This window comes from Acetobacterium sp. (assembly GCF_036508315.1).
In the GTDB taxonomy this organism is placed as follows: domain Bacteria; phylum Bacillota; class Clostridia; order Eubacteriales; family Eubacteriaceae; genus Acetobacterium.
This window is the reverse complement of sequence record NZ_DATCHP010000107.1, coordinates 21,885-39,651: the sequence shown is the minus strand read 5'-3', so window position 1 is coordinate 39,651 and position 17,767 is coordinate 21,885. Positions and strand designations below refer to the sequence as shown.

Annotated in this window: 18 protein-coding genes; 7 read left to right on the top strand and 11 right to left on the bottom strand. The window is 41.1% G+C overall.

The genetic code is table 11. From position 1 onward, the window contains the following. The first annotated feature begins 34 nt into the window (after nucleotides 1–34). Both VIK44_RS13050 and VIK44_RS13045 read left to right on the top strand, forming a co-directional pair. On the top strand, nucleotides 35–928 hold the full coding sequence (locus VIK44_RS13050; protein ID WP_331554329.1) for a DUF4190 domain-containing protein: 894 nt from the start codon (nucleotides 35–37) through the stop codon (nucleotides 926–928). A gap of 83 nt (nucleotides 929–1,011) precedes the next feature. Beyond that, a complete protein-coding gene (locus VIK44_RS13045) occupies nucleotides 1,012–2,340 on the top strand; it encodes a patatin-like phospholipase family protein (protein ID WP_331554328.1) in 1,329 nt (442 codons plus the stop codon). Between the two features lie 70 nt (nucleotides 2,341–2,410). On the opposite strand, the gene VIK44_RS13040 is transcribed toward VIK44_RS13045, so the two are convergent. Further along, nucleotides 2,411–2,911, bottom strand: coding sequence for an SEC-C metal-binding domain-containing protein (locus VIK44_RS13040; protein WP_331554327.1), 501 nt, complete (start codon nucleotides 2,909–2,911; stop codon nucleotides 2,411–2,413). Nucleotides 2,912–3,094: 183 nt separating this feature from the next. Between VIK44_RS13040 and VIK44_RS13035 the strand changes: the two genes are divergently transcribed. The 5 genes from VIK44_RS13035 to VIK44_RS13015 all read left to right on the top strand — a co-directional run bounded on the left by VIK44_RS13035 (nucleotide 3,095) and on the right by VIK44_RS13015 (nucleotide 8,152). Next, entirely contained in the window at nucleotides 3,095–3,799 is a 705-nt protein-coding gene (locus VIK44_RS13035; protein WP_331554355.1) for a response regulator transcription factor, read from the top strand. Beyond that, on the top strand, nucleotides 3,792–4,895 hold the full coding sequence (locus tag VIK44_RS13030; protein WP_331554326.1) for a HAMP domain-containing sensor histidine kinase: 1,104 nt from the start codon (nucleotides 3,792–3,794) through the stop codon (nucleotides 4,893–4,895). Before VIK44_RS13035 ends, VIK44_RS13030 begins: the two co-directional genes overlap by 8 nt. 367 nt (nucleotides 4,896–5,262) lie before the next feature. Beyond that, nucleotides 5,263–6,186 (top strand): efflux RND transporter periplasmic adaptor subunit, encoded by a 924-nt coding sequence (locus VIK44_RS13025; protein ID WP_331554325.1) that lies wholly within the window; start codon nucleotides 5,263–5,265, stop codon nucleotides 6,184–6,186. Next, the gene (locus VIK44_RS13020; protein ID WP_331554324.1) at nucleotides 6,187–6,915 is read left to right on the top strand and encodes an ABC transporter ATP-binding protein; all 729 of its coding nucleotides are present in this window, start codon (nucleotides 6,187–6,189) and stop codon (nucleotides 6,913–6,915) included. Next, a complete protein-coding gene (locus VIK44_RS13015) occupies nucleotides 6,902–8,152 on the top strand; it encodes an ABC transporter permease (protein WP_331554323.1) in 1,251 nt (416 codons plus the stop codon). Before VIK44_RS13020 ends, VIK44_RS13015 begins: the two co-directional genes overlap by 14 nt. Before the next feature lie 162 nt (nucleotides 8,153–8,314). Here VIK44_RS13015 and VIK44_RS13010 read toward each other — a convergent pair whose 3' ends face one another. The 10 genes from VIK44_RS13010 to VIK44_RS12965 all read right to left on the bottom strand — a co-directional run bounded on the left by VIK44_RS13010 (nucleotide 8,315) and on the right by VIK44_RS12965 (nucleotide 17,753). Beyond that, nucleotides 8,315–9,010 (bottom strand): DNA alkylation repair protein, encoded by a 696-nt coding sequence (locus VIK44_RS13010; protein ID WP_331554322.1) that lies wholly within the window; start codon nucleotides 9,008–9,010, stop codon nucleotides 8,315–8,317. A gap of 212 nt (nucleotides 9,011–9,222) precedes the next feature. Then, nucleotides 9,223–9,777 (bottom strand): bifunctional adenosylcobinamide kinase/adenosylcobinamide-phosphate guanylyltransferase, encoded by a 555-nt coding sequence (gene cobU, locus VIK44_RS13005; RefSeq protein WP_331554321.1) that lies wholly within the window; start codon nucleotides 9,775–9,777, stop codon nucleotides 9,223–9,225. A 1-nt stretch (nucleotide 9,778) separates the two neighbouring features. Then, entirely contained in the window at nucleotides 9,779–10,822 is a 1,044-nt protein-coding gene (locus VIK44_RS13000) for a threonine-phosphate decarboxylase (RefSeq protein WP_331554320.1), read from the bottom strand. Nucleotides 10,823–10,845: 23 nt separating this feature from the next. After that, on the bottom strand, nucleotides 10,846–11,859 hold the full coding sequence (gene cbiB / locus VIK44_RS12995; RefSeq protein WP_331554319.1) for an adenosylcobinamide-phosphate synthase CbiB: 1,014 nt from the start codon (nucleotides 11,857–11,859) through the stop codon (nucleotides 10,846–10,848). Nucleotides 11,860–11,864: 5 nt separating this feature from the next. After that, nucleotides 11,865–13,358 (bottom strand): cobyric acid synthase, encoded by a 1,494-nt coding sequence (locus VIK44_RS12990; RefSeq protein ID WP_331554318.1) that lies wholly within the window; start codon nucleotides 13,356–13,358, stop codon nucleotides 11,865–11,867. 34 nt (nucleotides 13,359–13,392) lie between these two features. Then, on the bottom strand, nucleotides 13,393–14,160 hold the full coding sequence (gene cobK / locus VIK44_RS12985; protein ID WP_331554317.1) for a precorrin-6A reductase: 768 nt from the start codon (nucleotides 14,158–14,160) through the stop codon (nucleotides 13,393–13,395). Then, nucleotides 14,157–14,894: a precorrin-3B C(17)-methyltransferase gene (gene cobJ / locus VIK44_RS12980; RefSeq protein WP_331554316.1), complete on the bottom strand. Its 738-nt coding sequence runs from the start codon at nucleotides 14,892–14,894 to the stop codon at nucleotides 14,157–14,159. The genes cobK and cobJ overlap by 4 nt, the downstream gene beginning before the upstream one ends. 41 nt (nucleotides 14,895–14,935) lie before the next feature. Continuing rightward, a complete protein-coding gene (locus tag VIK44_RS12975; RefSeq protein ID WP_331554315.1) occupies nucleotides 14,936–15,991 on the bottom strand; it encodes a cobalt-precorrin 5A hydrolase in 1,056 nt (351 codons plus the stop codon). A 3-nt stretch (nucleotides 15,992–15,994) separates the two neighbouring features. After that, complete coding sequence (gene cobM / locus VIK44_RS12970; protein WP_331554314.1) at nucleotides 15,995–16,753, bottom strand: precorrin-4 C(11)-methyltransferase; 759 nt, start codon at nucleotides 16,751–16,753, stop codon at nucleotides 15,995–15,997. Between the two features lie 208 nt (nucleotides 16,754–16,961). Continuing rightward, complete coding sequence (locus tag VIK44_RS12965) at nucleotides 16,962–17,753, bottom strand: sirohydrochlorin cobaltochelatase (protein ID WP_331554313.1); 792 nt, start codon at nucleotides 17,751–17,753, stop codon at nucleotides 16,962–16,964. Nucleotides 17,754–17,767 lie beyond the last annotated feature (14 nt).

Sequence of the window (17,767 nt, the reverse complement as noted above, 5' to 3'; positions counted from 1 at the left end):
TCATTTAAAGAAATAATTTTATGGAGGTTTTATTATGAATGCGCTTCAACCCTATTATAATGGCGGGATTGGCTCTGGTTCAGGAACGGATGCTTTTTACGGTCTGATACCAGTTCTTTTGTCTGTCTTAATCGTTGTATTAATTACTGCACTTATTATCGGAATACTTTGTTATGTTTTTAATGCCATTGGTCTCTACACTATGGCTAAAAACCGGAACTTGGATCATGCGTGGCTGGCCTGGATTCCCATTGCCAGCAGCTATCTGACGGGTGAACTCATTAATGATGATGTCTCTATTGGTTCAATGCATATTCCCTATGCGAAAATATTTTTGCCACTGTCTCCTTTTGCTTTTGCTCTGATTATGAGTATCCTTGGCTTGATTCCAGTACTGGGTACCGTTTTCATCATTCTCATTTCCCTGGCCCTTAGTTTTTATCAATGCACTGCATTGTTTTGGCTTTTCAGTATTTATAGTAAAACCCATCGGGTACTTTTCCTTGTATTGAGTATTATTTTCCCTTTTATGGGACCGATTTTTATATTTGTCATCCGAAATAAAGAAGGATATGATGAACGACATCCCGAACCCGAAGAAGTATTGGAAGCCAATTATGACTCTAAATCCATTATTGCACTTTCCCTGGGTATTTTTTCGATTATCACTTGTTTTTCTTTTATAGGAGGTGCCATGATTGGTGGTGTTGGTCTGATTTTTGGAATTATCGCTATGAAGGAACGAAAATCCCTGGGACGCCCAACAGGCATGGCCCTGGCCGGTTTAATCTGTTCTATCGTCGGACTTGCTCTTGCTCTGCTTGTTTTCATTGCATGTGTCGCCTGTATGGGCATAGGTACAGCAGGGTTGTTTGGCGGTATGTTTAATAATATGTCCAATGGCATACCCAATGGAACCTATTACTGAATTTAACTTAAATGCTTGAATGCCTTTATGGCGGGTGCTCGTCATCCGCCGTAAAGGTTTCTTTTTTACAGAGAGGTGAAATTATGTTGTCTCAAGGGGAATACGGCCTGGTTCTCAGTGGCGGCGGTGCTAAAGGTGCCTTTGAAATGGGAGTCTGGAAAGCCATTCGGGAGTGTGATTATCCCATCGGTGCGGTTATTGGCACCTCGGTAGGAGCCATTAATGCAGCTATGATTGCTCAAAATAACTTTGACGCAGCCATGGAATTTTGGTCAAAGATTACAATAACTCACGTTTTGAATCTCAGTAAAACGGTCACGAATAACTATGTTGAAACTTGGTCAAAGGAAAGTTTTGATACTTTTCGCGATGGTTTTTTAACGTTACTCTTTTCCGATGGTTTCGATATTACTCCTTTGCGAAATAATCTCACCCGTTTAATCTCTGAAGAAGCGATACGGCGATCTTCCATTCGCTTTGGTTTAGTAACGGTTGATCTTACCAGTCTTAAACCCAAACAATTAATGATTGAGGATATTCCTCAGGGTCAGCTCATTGACTATTTACTTGCCAGCGCTGCCCTTCCGATTTTTCAAAAACAGGAAATTGATGGTAAAACTTATCTTGATGGGGGCTTTTTCGACAATGTTCCCATTAATTTTATGCTGGAACAAAACTTCCATCAGATTATTTCTGTGGAATTTCCAGTTCTGGCAATTCGGAAATGGGTTCGAAATAAAAATATTAAAATTATTACTGTTAATAATTCTGAGTTCCTGGGAGGAACCTTGAATTTTAATTCCAAAACCATTGACCACAGCATTCAGTTGGGTTATCTGGATGCCATGAAAACCTTCGGGGCTCTGGAAGGCAAGTATTATTACATTGATACTCAAAAAAATAATACTATTTTTAAAAGATTCGAAACCCAGCTTGGATTAACATTATCCGATACCTTGAAGCAGCAAAAGCTAATCGAATTACTTCACAATCTTAAAGCTACAGATAAAAATAATATATTGTCCGGCCTTGAAGACCTTTTGAAAAAAACCACTTTCAGAAATCGTCCTTTGGCCCTGTCTCTCCTTGAAATTACCGCAAAAAGTCTTGGGGTTCCGCGATTGGAAAAGTATTCCATTGATTTGTTCTTCCAGGCAATTTTAAAAAAGCTGGGTGCCCTGATGGAAGAAAATCTCACCCTTCTTGAAAACCCAAGAATCGTGATGGAGTTTTTATTACCCGCTAACAATAACTTCCGGCGATACAACTTTATTACCTTTTATATTGTATTTATGAGCATTCCCGGGGATCTTTCCCGTGATAAAATGAATGCTTTCCTGTGTAAATTCACTCCGGACATCTCCCTTTCCATGATTACCCTCTTTTATATCCATGAAATGCTTAAAAAATAACATAAAAAAGCCTTGAAATCCGGAGAAACTCTCCAAATTTCAAGGCTTTTATTTTTAGACAATGCTTAAACTATTTTCCACAGCACTTTTTGAATTTTTTTCCGGATCCACAGGGACAAGGTTCGTTACGGCCAACCTTTTCCTCATTAACCACTGTTTTTGAGCGCTTATACTCTTTTGTGAGTTCAGTTCGTTTCTCTTCGCTCAAAATGTTATCCCATTCTTCTAGGGAATACAGCCATTCTGCCGGTACTGCCAGCATGTTTTTATAAAGCTTTTCAAAATCAATTTCCAGCTTTATTTCTGTATCCAATGCGATTGCATCAAGATCCAGGGATGTTACAAGGCTGTCATTAATGCCATCTAAAAATCCCATAAATTGAGGAGCAATCATTTTATTTTCATTTGAAAGGCCTTCAACTGTGCCTTCAATGATCTGCAATTTATTGCTCAGTATCTTTTGGTATAATACCTTTTCATCTGCACAATATTTTTCCCAAAACTTATTTTGTTCTTCCTCAGTTTTGGAATTCTCTTCTATGTAGTTTTTCCATTCTTCATATAAACTCATTCTTTTTCTCCTCATCATTTACTAGGGTTTATTATACCTCATTTTGATCAAGAATTAAACCCAAATTTATCAAATTGTTCAGACCGGGGTTTCTCTTTGCAGAATCGGACAAGTATTGCTTTATCAGCAATTTCAGTTTACAATAGTGTTACAAAAGAATTTAAAAATAAGGGAGGTGCCTGGGTGAATAATCAGGGCGTTCAAAAAATTTTAGTAGCCGATGACAGTCCGGATATTCTTGAACTGGCAGACATTCTTCTTTCAGCCGAGGGCTATGAAATCGTCAGTGCCAAAAATGGACAGGAGGCTGTGGATCTTACCGATGATACCATTGATCTTATTATTTTAGATGTGATGATGCCTGTAAAATCGGGTTTTAAAGCCTGTGTGGAAATCCGGAAGATAACAACCGTCCCCATTCTTTTTCTAACCGCCAAAACCCAGGATTCCGATAAGGTTATGGGCTTCTCTGCCGGTGGGGATGATTATCTTTCTAAGCCCTTTTCCTGTGTTGAACTTGTTTCCAGAGTAAAATCTCTGTTGCGTCGCTATTATGTTTACCAGGGTGCCGGAATTAAAACTCAGCTCAACCTCTTCATTCTTAAGGACCTGGCTCTTGACACTGATAGTAAAACCCTGACCCGTGGGAATTCTGTGATTAACCTCACCGACATTGAATATCAGATCCTGGAACTCCTGCTGACCCATTTGAAAAAGGTTTTTTCTGCCGAAAATATATACGAAAGTATTTGGCAAGAGCCTTATTTCTATCAGGCAAATAATACCATTATGGTTCATATTCGTAATCTGCGTCAAAAAATCGAAGAAAATCCCCGGGAACCCCAATATATTAAAACCGCCTGGGGGAAAGGATATTACATTGACTAAAAAAAAATTCTCTAAAGAAAACACAGCTCCGCCAACCGAAAACCCTGAAAAAAAATTTTTTCTATTTTCCAGACTGGGATTCACCCTTTTAAAATACATGGCCATTGCGTTTGTTTGCGCCATGCTTTTTAGCGTACTCGTCACGACCTTTATAAAACCCTGGTTTACCATGAGCGAGTTTTGGTCCATTGTTATCTATAGTGTATTACCCTGTATCTTCATGCTGATTCTTCTCATTTCTCTTTTGGGAAAAAAAATACACTATATTAATGAAATTCAAAAGGGCATCCAAATCATTGAAGGCGGCAGCATGGACTATACAATTCCCATTCGAGGTCATGATGAACTGTCTTCCCTGGCCAGAAGCATTAATGAAATGCGTCGGGCTTTGGATGCGGAAATCAAATCCCAGGAAAAAGCCAAACGGGAAAATCAACAATTAATTACGTCTGTTTCCCACGATATCCGGACCCCATTAACTTCCATTGTCTGTTATCTGGAGCTTATCCAGGATGGTCGGGTAAGAGACCCTGTTAAGGAAAAAGCTTATCTTAATACCGCTCTGGAAAAGGCCTACCAGATTAAAGGTCTGATCACCAGTCTTTTTGAGCATGCTTTGGCCGACAATGGTGATGTTCCCTTTCATTTTGAAACCTACGATGGGAATATGCTTATTTCTCAAATTGTTGAAGAAATTACCTTTTCTCTAAAAGAAGGAGGGTTCCAACTGGTTGTTGAAAACTGTATTGATCAGGATTTTTCATTAACCGTTGACCTCAAACAACTGCGGCGGATCTTTGATAATCTGGTTTCTAATATTTTGAAATATGCGGATCCCAAGCAACCGGTTGATCTTGGGCTCATCCTCAATAATAAAGAATTATGCATTATTCAACGTAATAAAACAATCGCTGATTTTCAAATCTCCGGGAACACATCCGTTGACAGTAGTGGTATTGGTTTGGCTACCTGCAAAAGAATCATTGTGAGACATCTGGGTAAGATTAACTATCATCAACTCCATCATCTGTTTAAAGTCGAGCTTTCACTGCCAGTCCAACAACAAACTCCTTTTGAGTCTAAAAAAGAGCTTTAACTAAAGCTCTGTGTTCGTTGACAAACCCATCCTGGGGACAATGGTAAATCGTTGTCTGCTGCATGCTCGTACAGGCTATCGCCTGTGCGCCATGATGCAGACAACTGATATTACGATAGTCCCCAGGACTTACCTTTTAATTCTATCTACAGTCAAAGAGCTTAGCTTAGCTTTTTTTTTTGTGGCTAATTAGTGAACGTTAGTTCTTTAATAAAATATGAAACTATAGAATCAGAGAGTGCCGAAATTACCAATTGACGAATATTAGTTGCTTTGTTAAGAATTCTTAAGAATTTAAGTAACCAGATCTTAACATTTATCCTGTATACTTAAGCTATTAAATTAATTAACGTTAGAGGAGAAACTTATGAAGAACAAAAGAATCATCCTTGGTATTATTATTGGAGCAGTCATCCTGGCCGGTGGCGGAGCCTTTGTTTATGCCAGCACCCAAGCCCCAACCGCAACGATTGTTAAAACAGTACCACTGGCAAAGGGAACCCTTCAAAACACTGTTTCCGCCACAGGCGTTGTGGAAAGTGACACCCTTGTGAAAATCAGCAATAATAGCACTGATATTGTTGAGCAAGTCTATGTATCTGTTGGTGAATGGGTCGGCAATGGGGATTGGTTATACCAACTCTATAACAAAGAGACTGATACTTATACCAACATCAAATCAGATACCAGCGGTACGATCACAGCCATTAATGCCATTAAAGGCGGTATGGCAAGCGGTGAGCTTTTTACCATTGAAGACACCAACGACCTTAAAATTACCGGGAAGATAAAAGAAGCGAATTTAAACCAAATTTGTGAAAATATGACAGTCACTGTAAAATCTGACGCCACCGGAGACCAAAGTTTTCAAGGAAACCTCACTAAAATTGCCCCAACTGCAATAAAGAATGAGCCTTCCACCGGAGCAACGTCAAAAAATGCGGAATTCGAAATTGAGGTTGATCTTCCCACAGATGTACCGGGACTTAAAATAGGAATGAACACCCGATTAACGATTGTAACCGAAGAAAAAAATGACGTTTTCAGTATTCCCTTTGATGCCCTGGTTACGGATGATTCAGGAAAATCATGTATTTATATTGCCAAAGAAAACCCCGACACACCGGGTACCTGGATTGTTGAATCCATTCCCGTTAACTTGGGTTTAGAAACAGACTTGTCCGTTGAAATATCCAGTGACCAGCTCGTCGCTGGAATGGCAGTCATCAGCCAACCTCTGACGATTCAGCCAGGTGCAGCAGTTTCCCTTGAAGAAGGGCCAGTGGTTTAAATGAGAAAAAAGATCATCGAAATGAGAGGGATTGTCAAATCCTATTATCTGGGAACCTCCAATGAACTGGAAATTCTCCATGGGATTGATCTTGACGTTTATGAAGGTGAATTCTTATCCATTGTAGGCGCATCCGGGTCAGGTAAATCCACTCTAATGAATATCCTTGGGGCGTTAGACCGACCAACCCGGGGCACCTATTTTCTGGATCATCTGCCCATGGAAAATGTTAAAGATGACGGCTTATCGAAAATTCGAAATAAAAAAATCGGTTTTGTTTTTCAGACATTCAATCTTATTCCCCGTTCCACAGCTTTAAAAAACGTTGCCCTGCCCATGCTTTATGGCGGAAAGTCTCGCAGTGAACGAACAAAACGAGCAACTGAGCTCCTTAAATTAGTTGAAATGAATGACCGTTCCCATCATCGGCCCAATGAATTATCAGGGGGACAAAAGCAACGGGTGGCCATCGCCCGGGCCATGGCCAATGATCCCGCCATTATTCTTGCAGATGAACCGACCGGAGCCCTGGATACCCAAACTGGCCGTTTGGTCATGGATATATTCCATCGGCTTCATCAGGAGCAGGGTAAGACCATTATTCTGATTACCCATAACACTGAGCTGGCTCTTGAAACCCAAAGAACCATAAAGCTTCGGGATGGTTCCATTGTGGAAAACCATATGAACGGACAAAATCAGTTGGAGGGATGCTATGAATCTGTTTGAGAATATTCGGCTTGCCCTGGAAGGATTAAGAGCAAACAAAATGCGTGCGCTTCTAACCATGCTCGGGATCATCATTGGGATTGCTTCCGTCATGGCCATTTCCACCCTGGGTTCCGCCATGACCGGTTCTGTTACCAGCACCATGGATAAATTAGGCGGGAAAAATATTATGGTATCCTTAATGCCTAAGAATTATGATACGACCTCCAGTATTCAACCGGAAGATTATATCACCCAGGATCAGCTGGATGGTTTTAAGGCCGCCCATGGTGATCAGATTAAAGCAATCAGCATGACAAATACTCTCGGTTCGGGAAAGCTTAACAGTGGCTATATTCATAAGAACGTCAGCATCACCGGAGCCAACTCTGACTATCGTGTCGTCAATAATATCAACCTGATTCAGGGCCGCTTTGTTAATGATCGCGATCTGAGCAGCGCAAGAAATGTTATTATTATTGAAAAATCTCTAAGAGATAGTTTGGTCGGACTTAACGGCGATCCTATCGGTAAGGATATTTCCGTAGAAACCAGAAATGGCAATCAGTCCTATACCATTATTGGTGTTTATGAAAAAGTTACCATTGATAATCCATTATTCTATATGGGTGATGATACCCGTGTGGAATGTTTTATACCTTTTACAACCTTAAAGGCCCTTGATCCGCTATCCCCCAATACTTCGGGCTATGACAACTTTACTGTTATGCTTGGACCCCAAGCCGATTCAGCGGCCTTTACCCTCATTGCCAAAGAATACTTTAACAAAAACATGAATCCTCTATCCGACTATAAAGTTGATGTCACCAGTATGGAAGCCATGGCCAGTGAAGCAACCGGTATGTTAGGCACCCTGTCTCTTGGCATCTCAGTCATTGCTGGAATTTCCTTATTGGTTGGTGGCATCGGCGTGATGAACATTATGCTGGTCTCTGTCACCGAACGGACCAAAGAAATTGGGATTCGAAAGGCATTGGGCGCCAGAAACTCAGCCATTCGCAGCCAATTTATCATTGAATCCATTATTATCTGTCTCATCGGCGGGCTTATCGGAGTTGCTCTCGGTGCAGCTTTGGGAGCATTAGGCAGTACCTTACTCAAATTTCCGGTAGCTCCGCCTCTTGGACCCATGGTCATCGCCCTTTGCTTCTCAATGATTATTGGTGTTTTCTTCGGCTATTACCCTGCCAACAAGGCAGCAAAACTTAATCCCATTGATGCTCTGCGCTACGAGTAACGATCAGATTGTTCCTAAACCAAAAATTCAAGGCCATTATTTATCATTGTGTGCTGCATGCTCGGACAGGCTACGCCTGTTCGCCATGAGGCACACAATTTAGATAAATAATAGTCCTCGAATTTTTTTCAATACCTCTGCTTTAAGTTATATGAAAGCTTTTTAAACCTTTCGTTTCATGCTCCGGATCATGATCTTTTGATCCTGATCAACCTGTCGGGACTCTGTGATCTTCTGTAATGCTTTGTTAAAGGTAAACCTGTCCAGGGTATTGTCATTGAGATAGATCATGGTTATATCAGGGAATTTTGTGTAACAGCTGGCAATGGCCCAGGCAACCGCCATTTTCACATAGTAATCGTCATGATCAATATCATCAAAGGCTTTAAATATGGGTTTCATATAATCCAATTCCACATAATAACAAATGATCATCACCACACCAAAACGAATTTCATAGGTTTCGCTTGATTGGAGGTATGACTGTAAAAACAGCCATACCTCCTCTTTATGATTTTTAGTAAATTTAAGCCCGGTACAAAAACTGTCACATAAACCCCAGGTGTTAATTTTAGGAATAAAACCCTTTATCAAAGCCAGGCGTTCTTCCAATCCGATTTTCACCAGGCCAATGACCATCCCCTGAAGCATGATCTCCTCAAAAGAATTATCATGAGCTGTTTTCAAATAGGTTTTCCAGTCTTCTTTGGCAATTTCTTTTGCCAGCTTGCGAAGCACCGGCAGTCGCACTCCCAGAATATTTTCGGTTCCCGGTGTCAGGGCACTTGAAAATTTCCGATACTTTTCATCTGTCAGGGATAGAAGTTCGATATTTAAAGCTTCAGGAGTCAGTTTCATGTTTCCATTATCCTTTCATATTGAGAAAACCCATAGAAAATTAAATTTTTCTATGGGTTTTCTATGTAGACATACAGATAAATCAGTACCGATAATTGTTATATCGTGTTGTGTGCATCTAGGTGAACAGGCGATAGCCTGTACGAATTGAAGCATACAACTGATTAACAATTGGTCGGTACGGTCGTTTGTTGGCCCAATTTTGATTGGGGTTATTTCAGTTTCATGGGAATGCCCGAAACCGTAAAATAAGCTTCATCGGCTCGGCTTGCCACCAGCTGATTCATACGTCCTGCAATATCCCTGAAATAACTTCCCAATTTATAAGCAGGGACCAAACCCATTCCTACCTCGTTAGAAACCAGAATAAGCATTTTATCTTTGCAGACGTCCAACAGGGTTTCCACTTCTTTTTTAATGGCCGCTTCGACTTCTGCAACCTTGTCCATGGAACAGGTGTCGTAATCTATGGGAAAATCCAACATATTATTGGTGGCCATAACGGTCAGGCAGTCAAAAAGAACAATTTCAGCCTTTTTAAAAGCCGGATCCTCTTTCATGGTTTCAAAGTTTTTATACTGCTCGATAGTTTCCCAAAGAGCCGGCCGCTGTTCCTGATGTCTGGCAATGCGGTCCTTCATGCCATCGTCAAAGGGAATGGCTGTTGCAATATAAACCACTGACGTTAACTCTTCCTTTGCCAATTTCTCAGCGAAGGTGCTTTTTCCGCTTCGGGCACCTCCGGTAACAAATATTAAATAACCCATTTTATCCCCTCCACTGCTTCAGACAAGCTAAAAGCTGATTATTGTCTTTTTCCTTTTTTATGGCAATACGGAAATAGGACTCATCCAGACCCTTAAAATCCTCACAGGTTCGGATATTCATACCATGACCTTCTAAATAGGATTGAAGATCCGTCACTTTGCCGTTAATCAGTCGGCAAAGATGAAAATCCGTTGTGCTTTTAAATACCATTATAGTGTCTATTTTTTTAAGTTCATTATAAACCCGCTGGCGTTCCCTGGCAATGTAATCCCGGGTTTTTTTTTCATATTCCTTTTCATCATACACCGCTCCTGCTGCAATAAGCCCAAGAGCATTAATGGTCCAGGGTTCCTTATAGGCTTCCATGGATTTGATAATGGATTCTGTGCCTACTCCATAACCAATACGAAGGCCGGGAAGCGCGTAAAACTTTGTCAGGGATCTTAATAAAAAAACCGGATGATCGGGATTTTTAATCAAAGGCAGTCCATCTTCCTCTTCAGTAAAACCCATAAAGGATTCGTCTAAAAACCAAATAGTTTGCTTTGATGATTTTTCAGCCAGCTGGGTTATAAACTCCCGGGAATAACCACAGCCCGTAGGATTATTGGGATTACAACAAAAAATTGCCTGTGGTTTTATGGTTTCAATGGCTTTTAACAACTTTGTCGGATCAATGGTAAAATCACTTTTTTCTTCCAGAATAAAATGTTCTACTTCCCAGCCATAGAGCTTTAAAGCCCGTTCATATTCATTAAAGGTCGGTTGAATAATGAGTGCCTTTGCTGGTTCATGACTTCGGGCAAATAAATAAATCAGTTCAATGGCGCCATTTCCTAAAATTATATTTTCAGGACTTACCCCGATATCAGTTGCCAGCTTCTCAATGGTAGATTTTCCTGAAATTTCAGGATAATTCACCAATCCATCAATGCCTGCAATAAGCTTTTCTTTAATTCGCTGTGGAATCCCAAGAGGATTGATATTGACACTGAAATCAAGCATTTCAGGATTTTCTCCGTAGTACCCGCCATGTTTATTCATAAAGATCCTCCCATGCAATCAGATTATAATGAAAAAATAATGAATGCTATTATTATACTTAAAATAACCACCAGTATTTCACTGCCATACATAATACTAATGGTTTCCCGGATATCAAAGGGTACCATTTCCGTTGTAGGGTCGCCAATGGTGGGTTTCTCTAAAACTTCCCCAAAATATTGATTATTTCCACCAAGCTGAATGCCTAAAAGTCCTGCCACCACCGATTCAGGATGTCCGGAATTCGGGCTTTTGTGCCTGGTCCGATCCCGCTTATAAATCCGGTAGCCTTCTTTAATATTAAAGCCTAAAGCAATGCCACTAAGCAGCATGAATATGCTTCCAATTCTGGCAGGGATAAAATTTAAAAGATCATCAAACTTTGCAGCCGCATAGCCAAAATCCTTATAGGGTTCCTGGATATAACCGACCATGGAATCCATGGTATTGGTTGCCTTGTACAACATCACCAAAATCCCGGGATTTAGCCAGGTCACTGGAAATAGAAGCCCTAAAAACAGGTAGAAAAGAGGTGCAAGAACCCCATCAATGGTATTTTCGGCGGTTGTTTCAACTGTGGCTCGAATAATTTCTTTTCCTGAAAGCCCAGAGGTATCTCGTCCAACTAAATAGCCAACCTTAGTCCTTGCTTCCTGTAAATTTCCTGACATTAGGCCATTCTTCACTTTCTCAACTTCAACTGAAAGTGTTTTTGCCGCAAGGGAAGTCATAATCAAATATAGATTAAACAACAAATATAAAGCGATATGGACTTGATATAATAGAATCTGAATAAAAAATAGTATGCCACTTGTCAGGCCAAGAACTAAAAATAAAAGAACAAATCCCTTTGCCTTTTTATGCTTTCCGCGATTAAGTTTTTTATTTAAAAAGCCAATGGTTTTCCCCATTAAAACAATGGGATGGGGCAACCACCGAGGATCCCCAAGCCACCAATCCAGAAGTACCCCGATTATAATGAGACAAAACCAATAGCCCGCTCCTGTACCCAGGGGAAGAGCCTCATATAAATTCATAATCTTTACTCTCCAATGATTTCCATGATTTTTTTCATATCCAGGCTTGATTCTACTGTTTCTGCCAAAAGATCATATTGTTCTTCTTTAAAGGCTTTAAAATCAAAGGCGGCAGGCCCTTTTTCTAAATTCTTTTTTACCCGTAATGTTTCGATGATTTTTTCTCTAAAATCATCATTGTCAAAAATTCCATGGAGATAGGTACCCATCACTGATCCATCCTTTGAGACGACACCATCCATAGTACCATCTTCCAGAACAGCAAAACTTTTGGTATTCTCCGAGGCTTCACTTTCTCCCATATGAATTTCATAACCTTCAATCATCAGATCAGTCAGATCCATGTCCATAAAATTTCCCTGAATTTTTCCGGATGTCCGAACGGTTCGTTTTTCTTCACCGATGGTTGTGATGATATCTAATAATCCCAAACCTTCAATGGTTCCTTTAGATGATTCGACGCCGGATGGGTCCCGAATTTCATTTCCCAAAAGCTGATAACCCCCACAAATCCCAACAATGGGAATACCACACTCATGAAGGCGCCTTATTTCTCCCCCCATTTTGCTTTCCATGACATGACAGGTATCGTCAATGGTATTTTTACTTCCGGGGATCACCAGTAAATCCGGATTGGCCAACTGGAGCTCCCGTTGGTTCCTGTAATATTCCACCTTAACCTCTGGATGCATTTCAAAGGCAGTGCAATCGGTAAAATTAGAAAGATGTGGCAGATAAACCACTCCAATCGTAATAAGACCCTCACTTTTGTTATCAAACCGTTCACTGACACTATCCTCATCATCAATGACAAAGCGTTTGTAGGGAACAACCCCGAGACAGGGAATATTAATTTTTTCTTCAATCATTTGAATACCAGGCATTAATAAGGCGACGTCTCCGCGAAATTTATTAATGATGAAACCTTTAATCCGTTTTTGTTCCTCTGGTTCCAGTAGCATTATGGTACCGTAAATCGAAGCAAAAACCCCACCCTTGTCGATGTCTCCAATAAGAAGCACCGGGGCATCCACCAGTTCTGCCAAACCCATATTTACGATATCGTTGTCTCTCAGGTTAATTTCTGCCGGGCTTCCTGCCCCTTCGATAACGATCACATCTTTTCCTTCAGCCAATGTGTTATAGGCTGAAACAACCAGTTCCACAAGTTCTGGTTTATGGGCATGGTAATCCTGGGCATCCATATTATATTCAGCTTTTCCCATGAGAATGACCTGGCAACCTACATCAGAATTCGGCTTTAAAAGCACCGGGTTCATTTCCACCTGGGGTTCCATTCGCGCACATTCTGCCTGAACAACCTGGGCCCGACCCATTTCCTTACCGTCTTTTGTGATATAGGAATTCAGCGCCATATTTTGCGATTTGTAGGGTGCCACCCGATAACCCTGGTTATTTAAAATCCGGCACAGTGCGGCAGTGAGAAGGCTTTTCCCCACCGAAGAACCGGTACCCATGAACATAATATTTTTTGCCATTGTTTCTCCTTCTTTTTTCCTAATGATCTCTATCTTAATCTGCTTTTATTCCCAGGTTGACTGCGTCTTCAACCGTAGATACAACTTTGGGGTATGCTACCACAGGCCGGCGAATAAATAAAATTTTGGCTCCCGCTTTTTCTGCTGCTGCTACTTTTTCAGAAACACCGCCAACGTCACCACTATCCTTGGTGACTACAAATCCAATGTTATATTCCATCATGATCACGTAATTCATTTCTATGGAAAATGGACCTTGTATTCCAAAAATATGTCGGGGTTTGTATCCAAGATTTTCGCATTTTTTCATAACGCCTGAGGTTGGCAGCACCCGAATATACGTGCGTTCTTTGGGGAGCCCTTCAAAGGCTTCCAGCTGCCTGCTGCCGGTGGTCAATAAAACATTCTGATCACTTTTTCCCATGGCACCGATTAAATAATCCCGTGCCCCTTCATAGGTGTCATAGGATAAAATATTGGCTCCCTTGCTAATCATGTATGTAGGGCGTTCCAATCGAATGTATTCAACATTCATGGCGTCACAGGCCCAGATAGCATTTTCTGATATTTCCCGGGCATAGGGATGGGTGGCGTCAATGCAAAGTTTCACATTGTAGATGGTCATGGTTTCCCTAAGGGTAATCCCATCTAACAGTCCTGAAATTTTTGTTAACCTGGGATTACTGAGAAGTTTATCTGTGGCAATATTGGTAAGGGATGAATAACAAACCTCTTTCCCATTGGCAAGAAGGGCCTCGGTAAGCTGTCGACTGTCCAGGGTTCCTCCAAGCACCAGAATCATAGCACGTAGCCCCTTGGGGTAATCATTTTGAGATGATCTTCGGTGATATAGGTTTTTGAATTTCCAATAATAACCATAGAAAACATATCAATCTCTGCCTCGCTCATTTTTCCCAGGCTTGTAATTACATAGGATTCATCTTTTCTTTTGGCATTACGAACAATGCCAACCGGGGTTTCGGCGGCTTTGTATTTCAGCAGAATTTCCTGGGCGGCTTCAATGTTATGCGGCCGGCCTTTGCTTTTAGGGTTATAGAGACTCACAATGAAATCCCCTTCCCCTGCACAATTGAGACGTTTTTCAATCACTGCCCAATCAGTAAGAAGATCACTGAGACTGATCACCACATAGTCATGCATCAGGGGTGCTCCCAATGTGGATGCTGCCGCATTAGCCGCCGAAATCCCTGGAATAATCACAACCTCAACATCACTTTTTTTAGCTTCGACCACTTCGAGCATAATCCCGGCCATACCGTAAACGCCGGCATCCCCACTGCTGACCAGACAAATGGTTTTCCCGTCTTCAGCCAGCTCCAATGCTTTTTCACAGCGGTCAATTTCCCGACGCATTCCTGATGATAAGACTTCCTTGTCTCCAATTAAGTCTGCAATAATATCAATATAGGTTTTATACCCTATAATAATATCCGCATCCGCAAGGCTTGCCTTGGCGGCTTCTGTCATATGTTCATAAAGTCCGGGACCAATCCCTGTGACATAAATTTTACTCATGTTGTGCTCCTTCTTTTATCCACAGGCATTCAAACCCATGCTTAATATTCTTCTAACCATACTGATAGGGTAATGCCATTCAGCTTTTGTTTTTCCAAAAGACAGGTTCCAAAACCTGAGGCAATATAACCGCAGGGTTCCGATACAGCATATAAACCTGTTGTTTGAAAGACAAACTCCGAGGCTTCAAAACGGCTTTGAACCACTTGAATCATTTCATCAGGAATAATCACCTTTTTTGCCTTAAAGTAGTCACATGCCTCCTGAATACCAGTCTCATTTTCTTTCAGGCCAATGGTGGCAAAGGTTTTAATTCCCTTGTCACTAAGGGCTATAGACGCTAATGTGGATTGAATAGCCAAAATAATTTTCTTTCCAGGTGTATCCTTGCGACATCCCACTCCCAGCACTATTTTTTTAGGTACAAGCTTAACAGTTGGCACCTTCACTGAAGTCTTTTCGATCTCTCGGGAAATGATAATGAGCCCTGCATATTTTTTAAGATTACTCTGATCTGATAAAAGTTCAATGTTACCCGGGAGTACAATATCGTCAAGGTCAACGTTTGACTGATTAATCAATCCAATGGCTTCGCCGTTTAAAATGAGTGCAGTGATATCCTTGGCATCAGTAAAATCATCAATAGTGCATTGAATCTTTTCTGCCAGAACATCAACCGCCATGGTTCCCTTAACATCAGTGCCTGTGGTAATCACTGCTTTGGCACCGAATCGTTTTGCCACTAATCGGGCAGCATCATTGGCACCACCCAGGTGTCCTGATAATAGACTGATGACATAATCCCCATGGGTGTCCATCACCAGGATTCCAGGGTCTGTCGATTTGTGCCCAAGAAATGGTGCAATGGCTCTCACCACAATGCCTGTTGCCATAATGCAACATAACACATCATAGTCACTCATAATACTTCCCATGAAAGTTTCAATATCGGATTCAATGATTTTTATATTTTCTCGTGCATATTTTTCTTTTGTATAAATGGTGCAATTCTTGTCAACAAGGCATTTAACAAGATTCTCTGCCAGGCCTACCCCATCCTTGGACAGTGTAACAATGGCCCATTTTTCCCGCTTCACAGCTTACTCGATTCCCTGTCGATATTCATGGGTAAAGCTGGGATCATAAAGCTTGGATAAACTATAGTCATCCCCTAAAAAATCGCCGACTAAAATCTGAGCAGTTTTTGTAATCTTTTCATCCTTAACTTTTTGGGCAATGGTTTCCAATGTTCCCATTACAATTTTCTGATCTTCCCAGGTTGCCCGTTGGATAACAGCAATCGGGGTGGTTGGTTTGTAATGGATCATTAAGCTTTTTACCACATCATCAATCATTTGTACCGAAAGGAAAATGGCCATGGATGCCTGATGGGCAGCTAAGCTCTCCAGTTTTTCCTTTTCAGGTACTGGGGTTCTGCCTTCCAGACGGGTCAAAATAACGGTTTGAGATACATCCGGCAGGGTAAATTCTTTTTTAAGGGCTGCAGCCGATGCTACAAAGGAACTAACCCCTGGAATAACATCAAATGGAATCCCTAAAGCGTCAAGACGATCCATTTGCTCACGAATGGCACCGTAAATAGATGGGTCTCCGGTGTGTACCCGGGCAATTTTTTTGCCTTGATCTGTTCCCCGTTTAATCACGGCAATGACTTCGTCCAATGTCATGGATGCGGAATTAAAGATTTCTGCATCAGGCTTGTGTCCTGCGATAATGGCTTTATTCACCAGGGAACCTGCATAAATAATAATATCGGCTTCGTTGACAATCCGTTGGCCTTTAACGGTAATCAGCTCTGGATCTCCAGGGCCTGCTCCTACCATATAAACTGTATTCATAAATTTATTCTCCTATATTAATATTTGTCCGGCAATTGCGACATTCATAAACACAATTGTAAATTGCTTTGATGTCAGTTTTCATAAACAATTTTATAACGTATAGGCGGACATCTCGTTAGAGTGTCCGACGTATAGTGGAAAAATTGTTTCATGTAAACAGACAGCGAAGCTCACAGTACTTTCGCAATTACCTATAATACCGTCACTACATTTCTGTAACGGGTTTCGCCTTTTTTAAATGCTCTAAAAACATGTTTTGAATCCCCGGATATTCGCCAAGGCCTTTAAGAATACACTCCACTTTAAAGCGTTCATCTTCCAAAATGGTTTTCCATGAATCCTCTTCATCGCTGGCCATATCATTGGTGGCATGGTCTCCGGCCACTAACATAAAGGGTGCCAGATAGATCTTTTTGTATTTTTTCTCTTTAAGCAGCGGAATAATGTTTTCCAGTTCAGGAAAACCTTCCACGGTGCCAACGTATACATCTTCATAACCCTTCATTTTAAACATATAGTCTAAACAAGGGTAGGTGGCGTTGGCATGATGATCGGTGCCGTGGCCCATATAAACCAGAGCTTCGCCTTTTTTCAGCTTGGGCATTTCCTTCATCACAATATCCACCGTTTCTTCATAATCTTCGACGGTTGTTAATAAAGGACGACCCAGGGTCAGCGATTCAAACTCTTTTTCAAAGGCTTTGAGTTCTTTCAGGGTGATATCAAATTCATAGCCATTAATGATATGCGTGGTTTGACAATGCACATGGGTGTACCCTGCATCCTTGAGTTTCTTCAAGACTTCTTTTGGCAGGTCCACAATTTCATTGTCCCGTTTTTTCAGCTTATTAATGATCATACGAGAAGTAAAGGCCCGATAAAAATCATAATCCGGATAAGCTTTCTGTAAAAACTTTTCCGTTGCCTCAATGGTTTTTGTCCGGGTCTCAGGATAGGATGTTCCAAAACTGATCACCAGTAATGCTTTTTTCTCCATAAATCAGATCTCCT

Excerpts from the sequence above, each read along its gene's own strand:
- VIK44_RS12965 (WP_331554313.1), bottom strand. The coding sequence starts at position 17,753 with ATGGAGAAAAAAGCATTACTGGTGATCAGTTTTGGAACATCCTATCCT.
- VIK44_RS13025 (WP_331554325.1), top strand. The coding sequence starts at position 5,263 with ATGAAGAACAAAAGAATCATCCTTGGTATTATTATTGGAGCAGTCATC.
- VIK44_RS13040 (WP_331554327.1), bottom strand. The coding sequence starts at position 2,911 with ATGAGTTTATATGAAGAATGGAAAAACTACATAGAAGAGAATTCCAAA.
- VIK44_RS12990 (WP_331554318.1), bottom strand. The coding sequence starts at position 13,358 with ATGGCAAAAAATATTATGTTCATGGGTACCGGTTCTTCGGTGGGGAAA.
- cobK (WP_331554317.1), bottom strand. The coding sequence starts at position 14,160 with ATGATTCTGGTGCTTGGAGGAACCCTGGACAGTCGACAGCTTACCGAG.
- cobU (WP_331554321.1), bottom strand. The coding sequence starts at position 9,777 with ATGGGTTATTTAATATTTGTTACCGGAGGTGCCCGAAGCGGAAAAAGC.
- VIK44_RS13020 (WP_331554324.1), top strand. The coding sequence starts at position 6,187 with ATGAGAAAAAAGATCATCGAAATGAGAGGGATTGTCAAATCCTATTAT.
- VIK44_RS13010 (WP_331554322.1), bottom strand. The coding sequence starts at position 9,010 with ATGAAACTGACTCCTGAAGCTTTAAATATCGAACTTCTATCCCTGACA.
- VIK44_RS13045 (WP_331554328.1), top strand. The coding sequence starts at position 1,012 with ATGTTGTCTCAAGGGGAATACGGCCTGGTTCTCAGTGGCGGCGGTGCT.
- VIK44_RS13015 (WP_331554323.1), top strand. The coding sequence starts at position 6,902 with ATGAATCTGTTTGAGAATATTCGGCTTGCCCTGGAAGGATTAAGAGCA.
- VIK44_RS13050 (WP_331554329.1), top strand. The coding sequence starts at position 35 with ATGAATGCGCTTCAACCCTATTATAATGGCGGGATTGGCTCTGGTTCA.
- cbiB (WP_331554319.1), bottom strand. The coding sequence starts at position 11,859 with ATGAATTTATATGAGGCTCTTCCCCTGGGTACAGGAGCGGGCTATTGG.
- cobJ (WP_331554316.1), bottom strand. The coding sequence starts at position 14,894 with ATGAGTAAAATTTATGTCACAGGGATTGGTCCCGGACTTTATGAACAT.
- cobM (WP_331554314.1), bottom strand. The coding sequence starts at position 16,753 with ATGAATACAGTTTATATGGTAGGAGCAGGCCCTGGAGATCCAGAGCTG.
- VIK44_RS13000 (WP_331554320.1), bottom strand. The coding sequence starts at position 10,822 with ATGAATAAACATGGCGGGTACTACGGAGAAAATCCTGAAATGCTTGAT.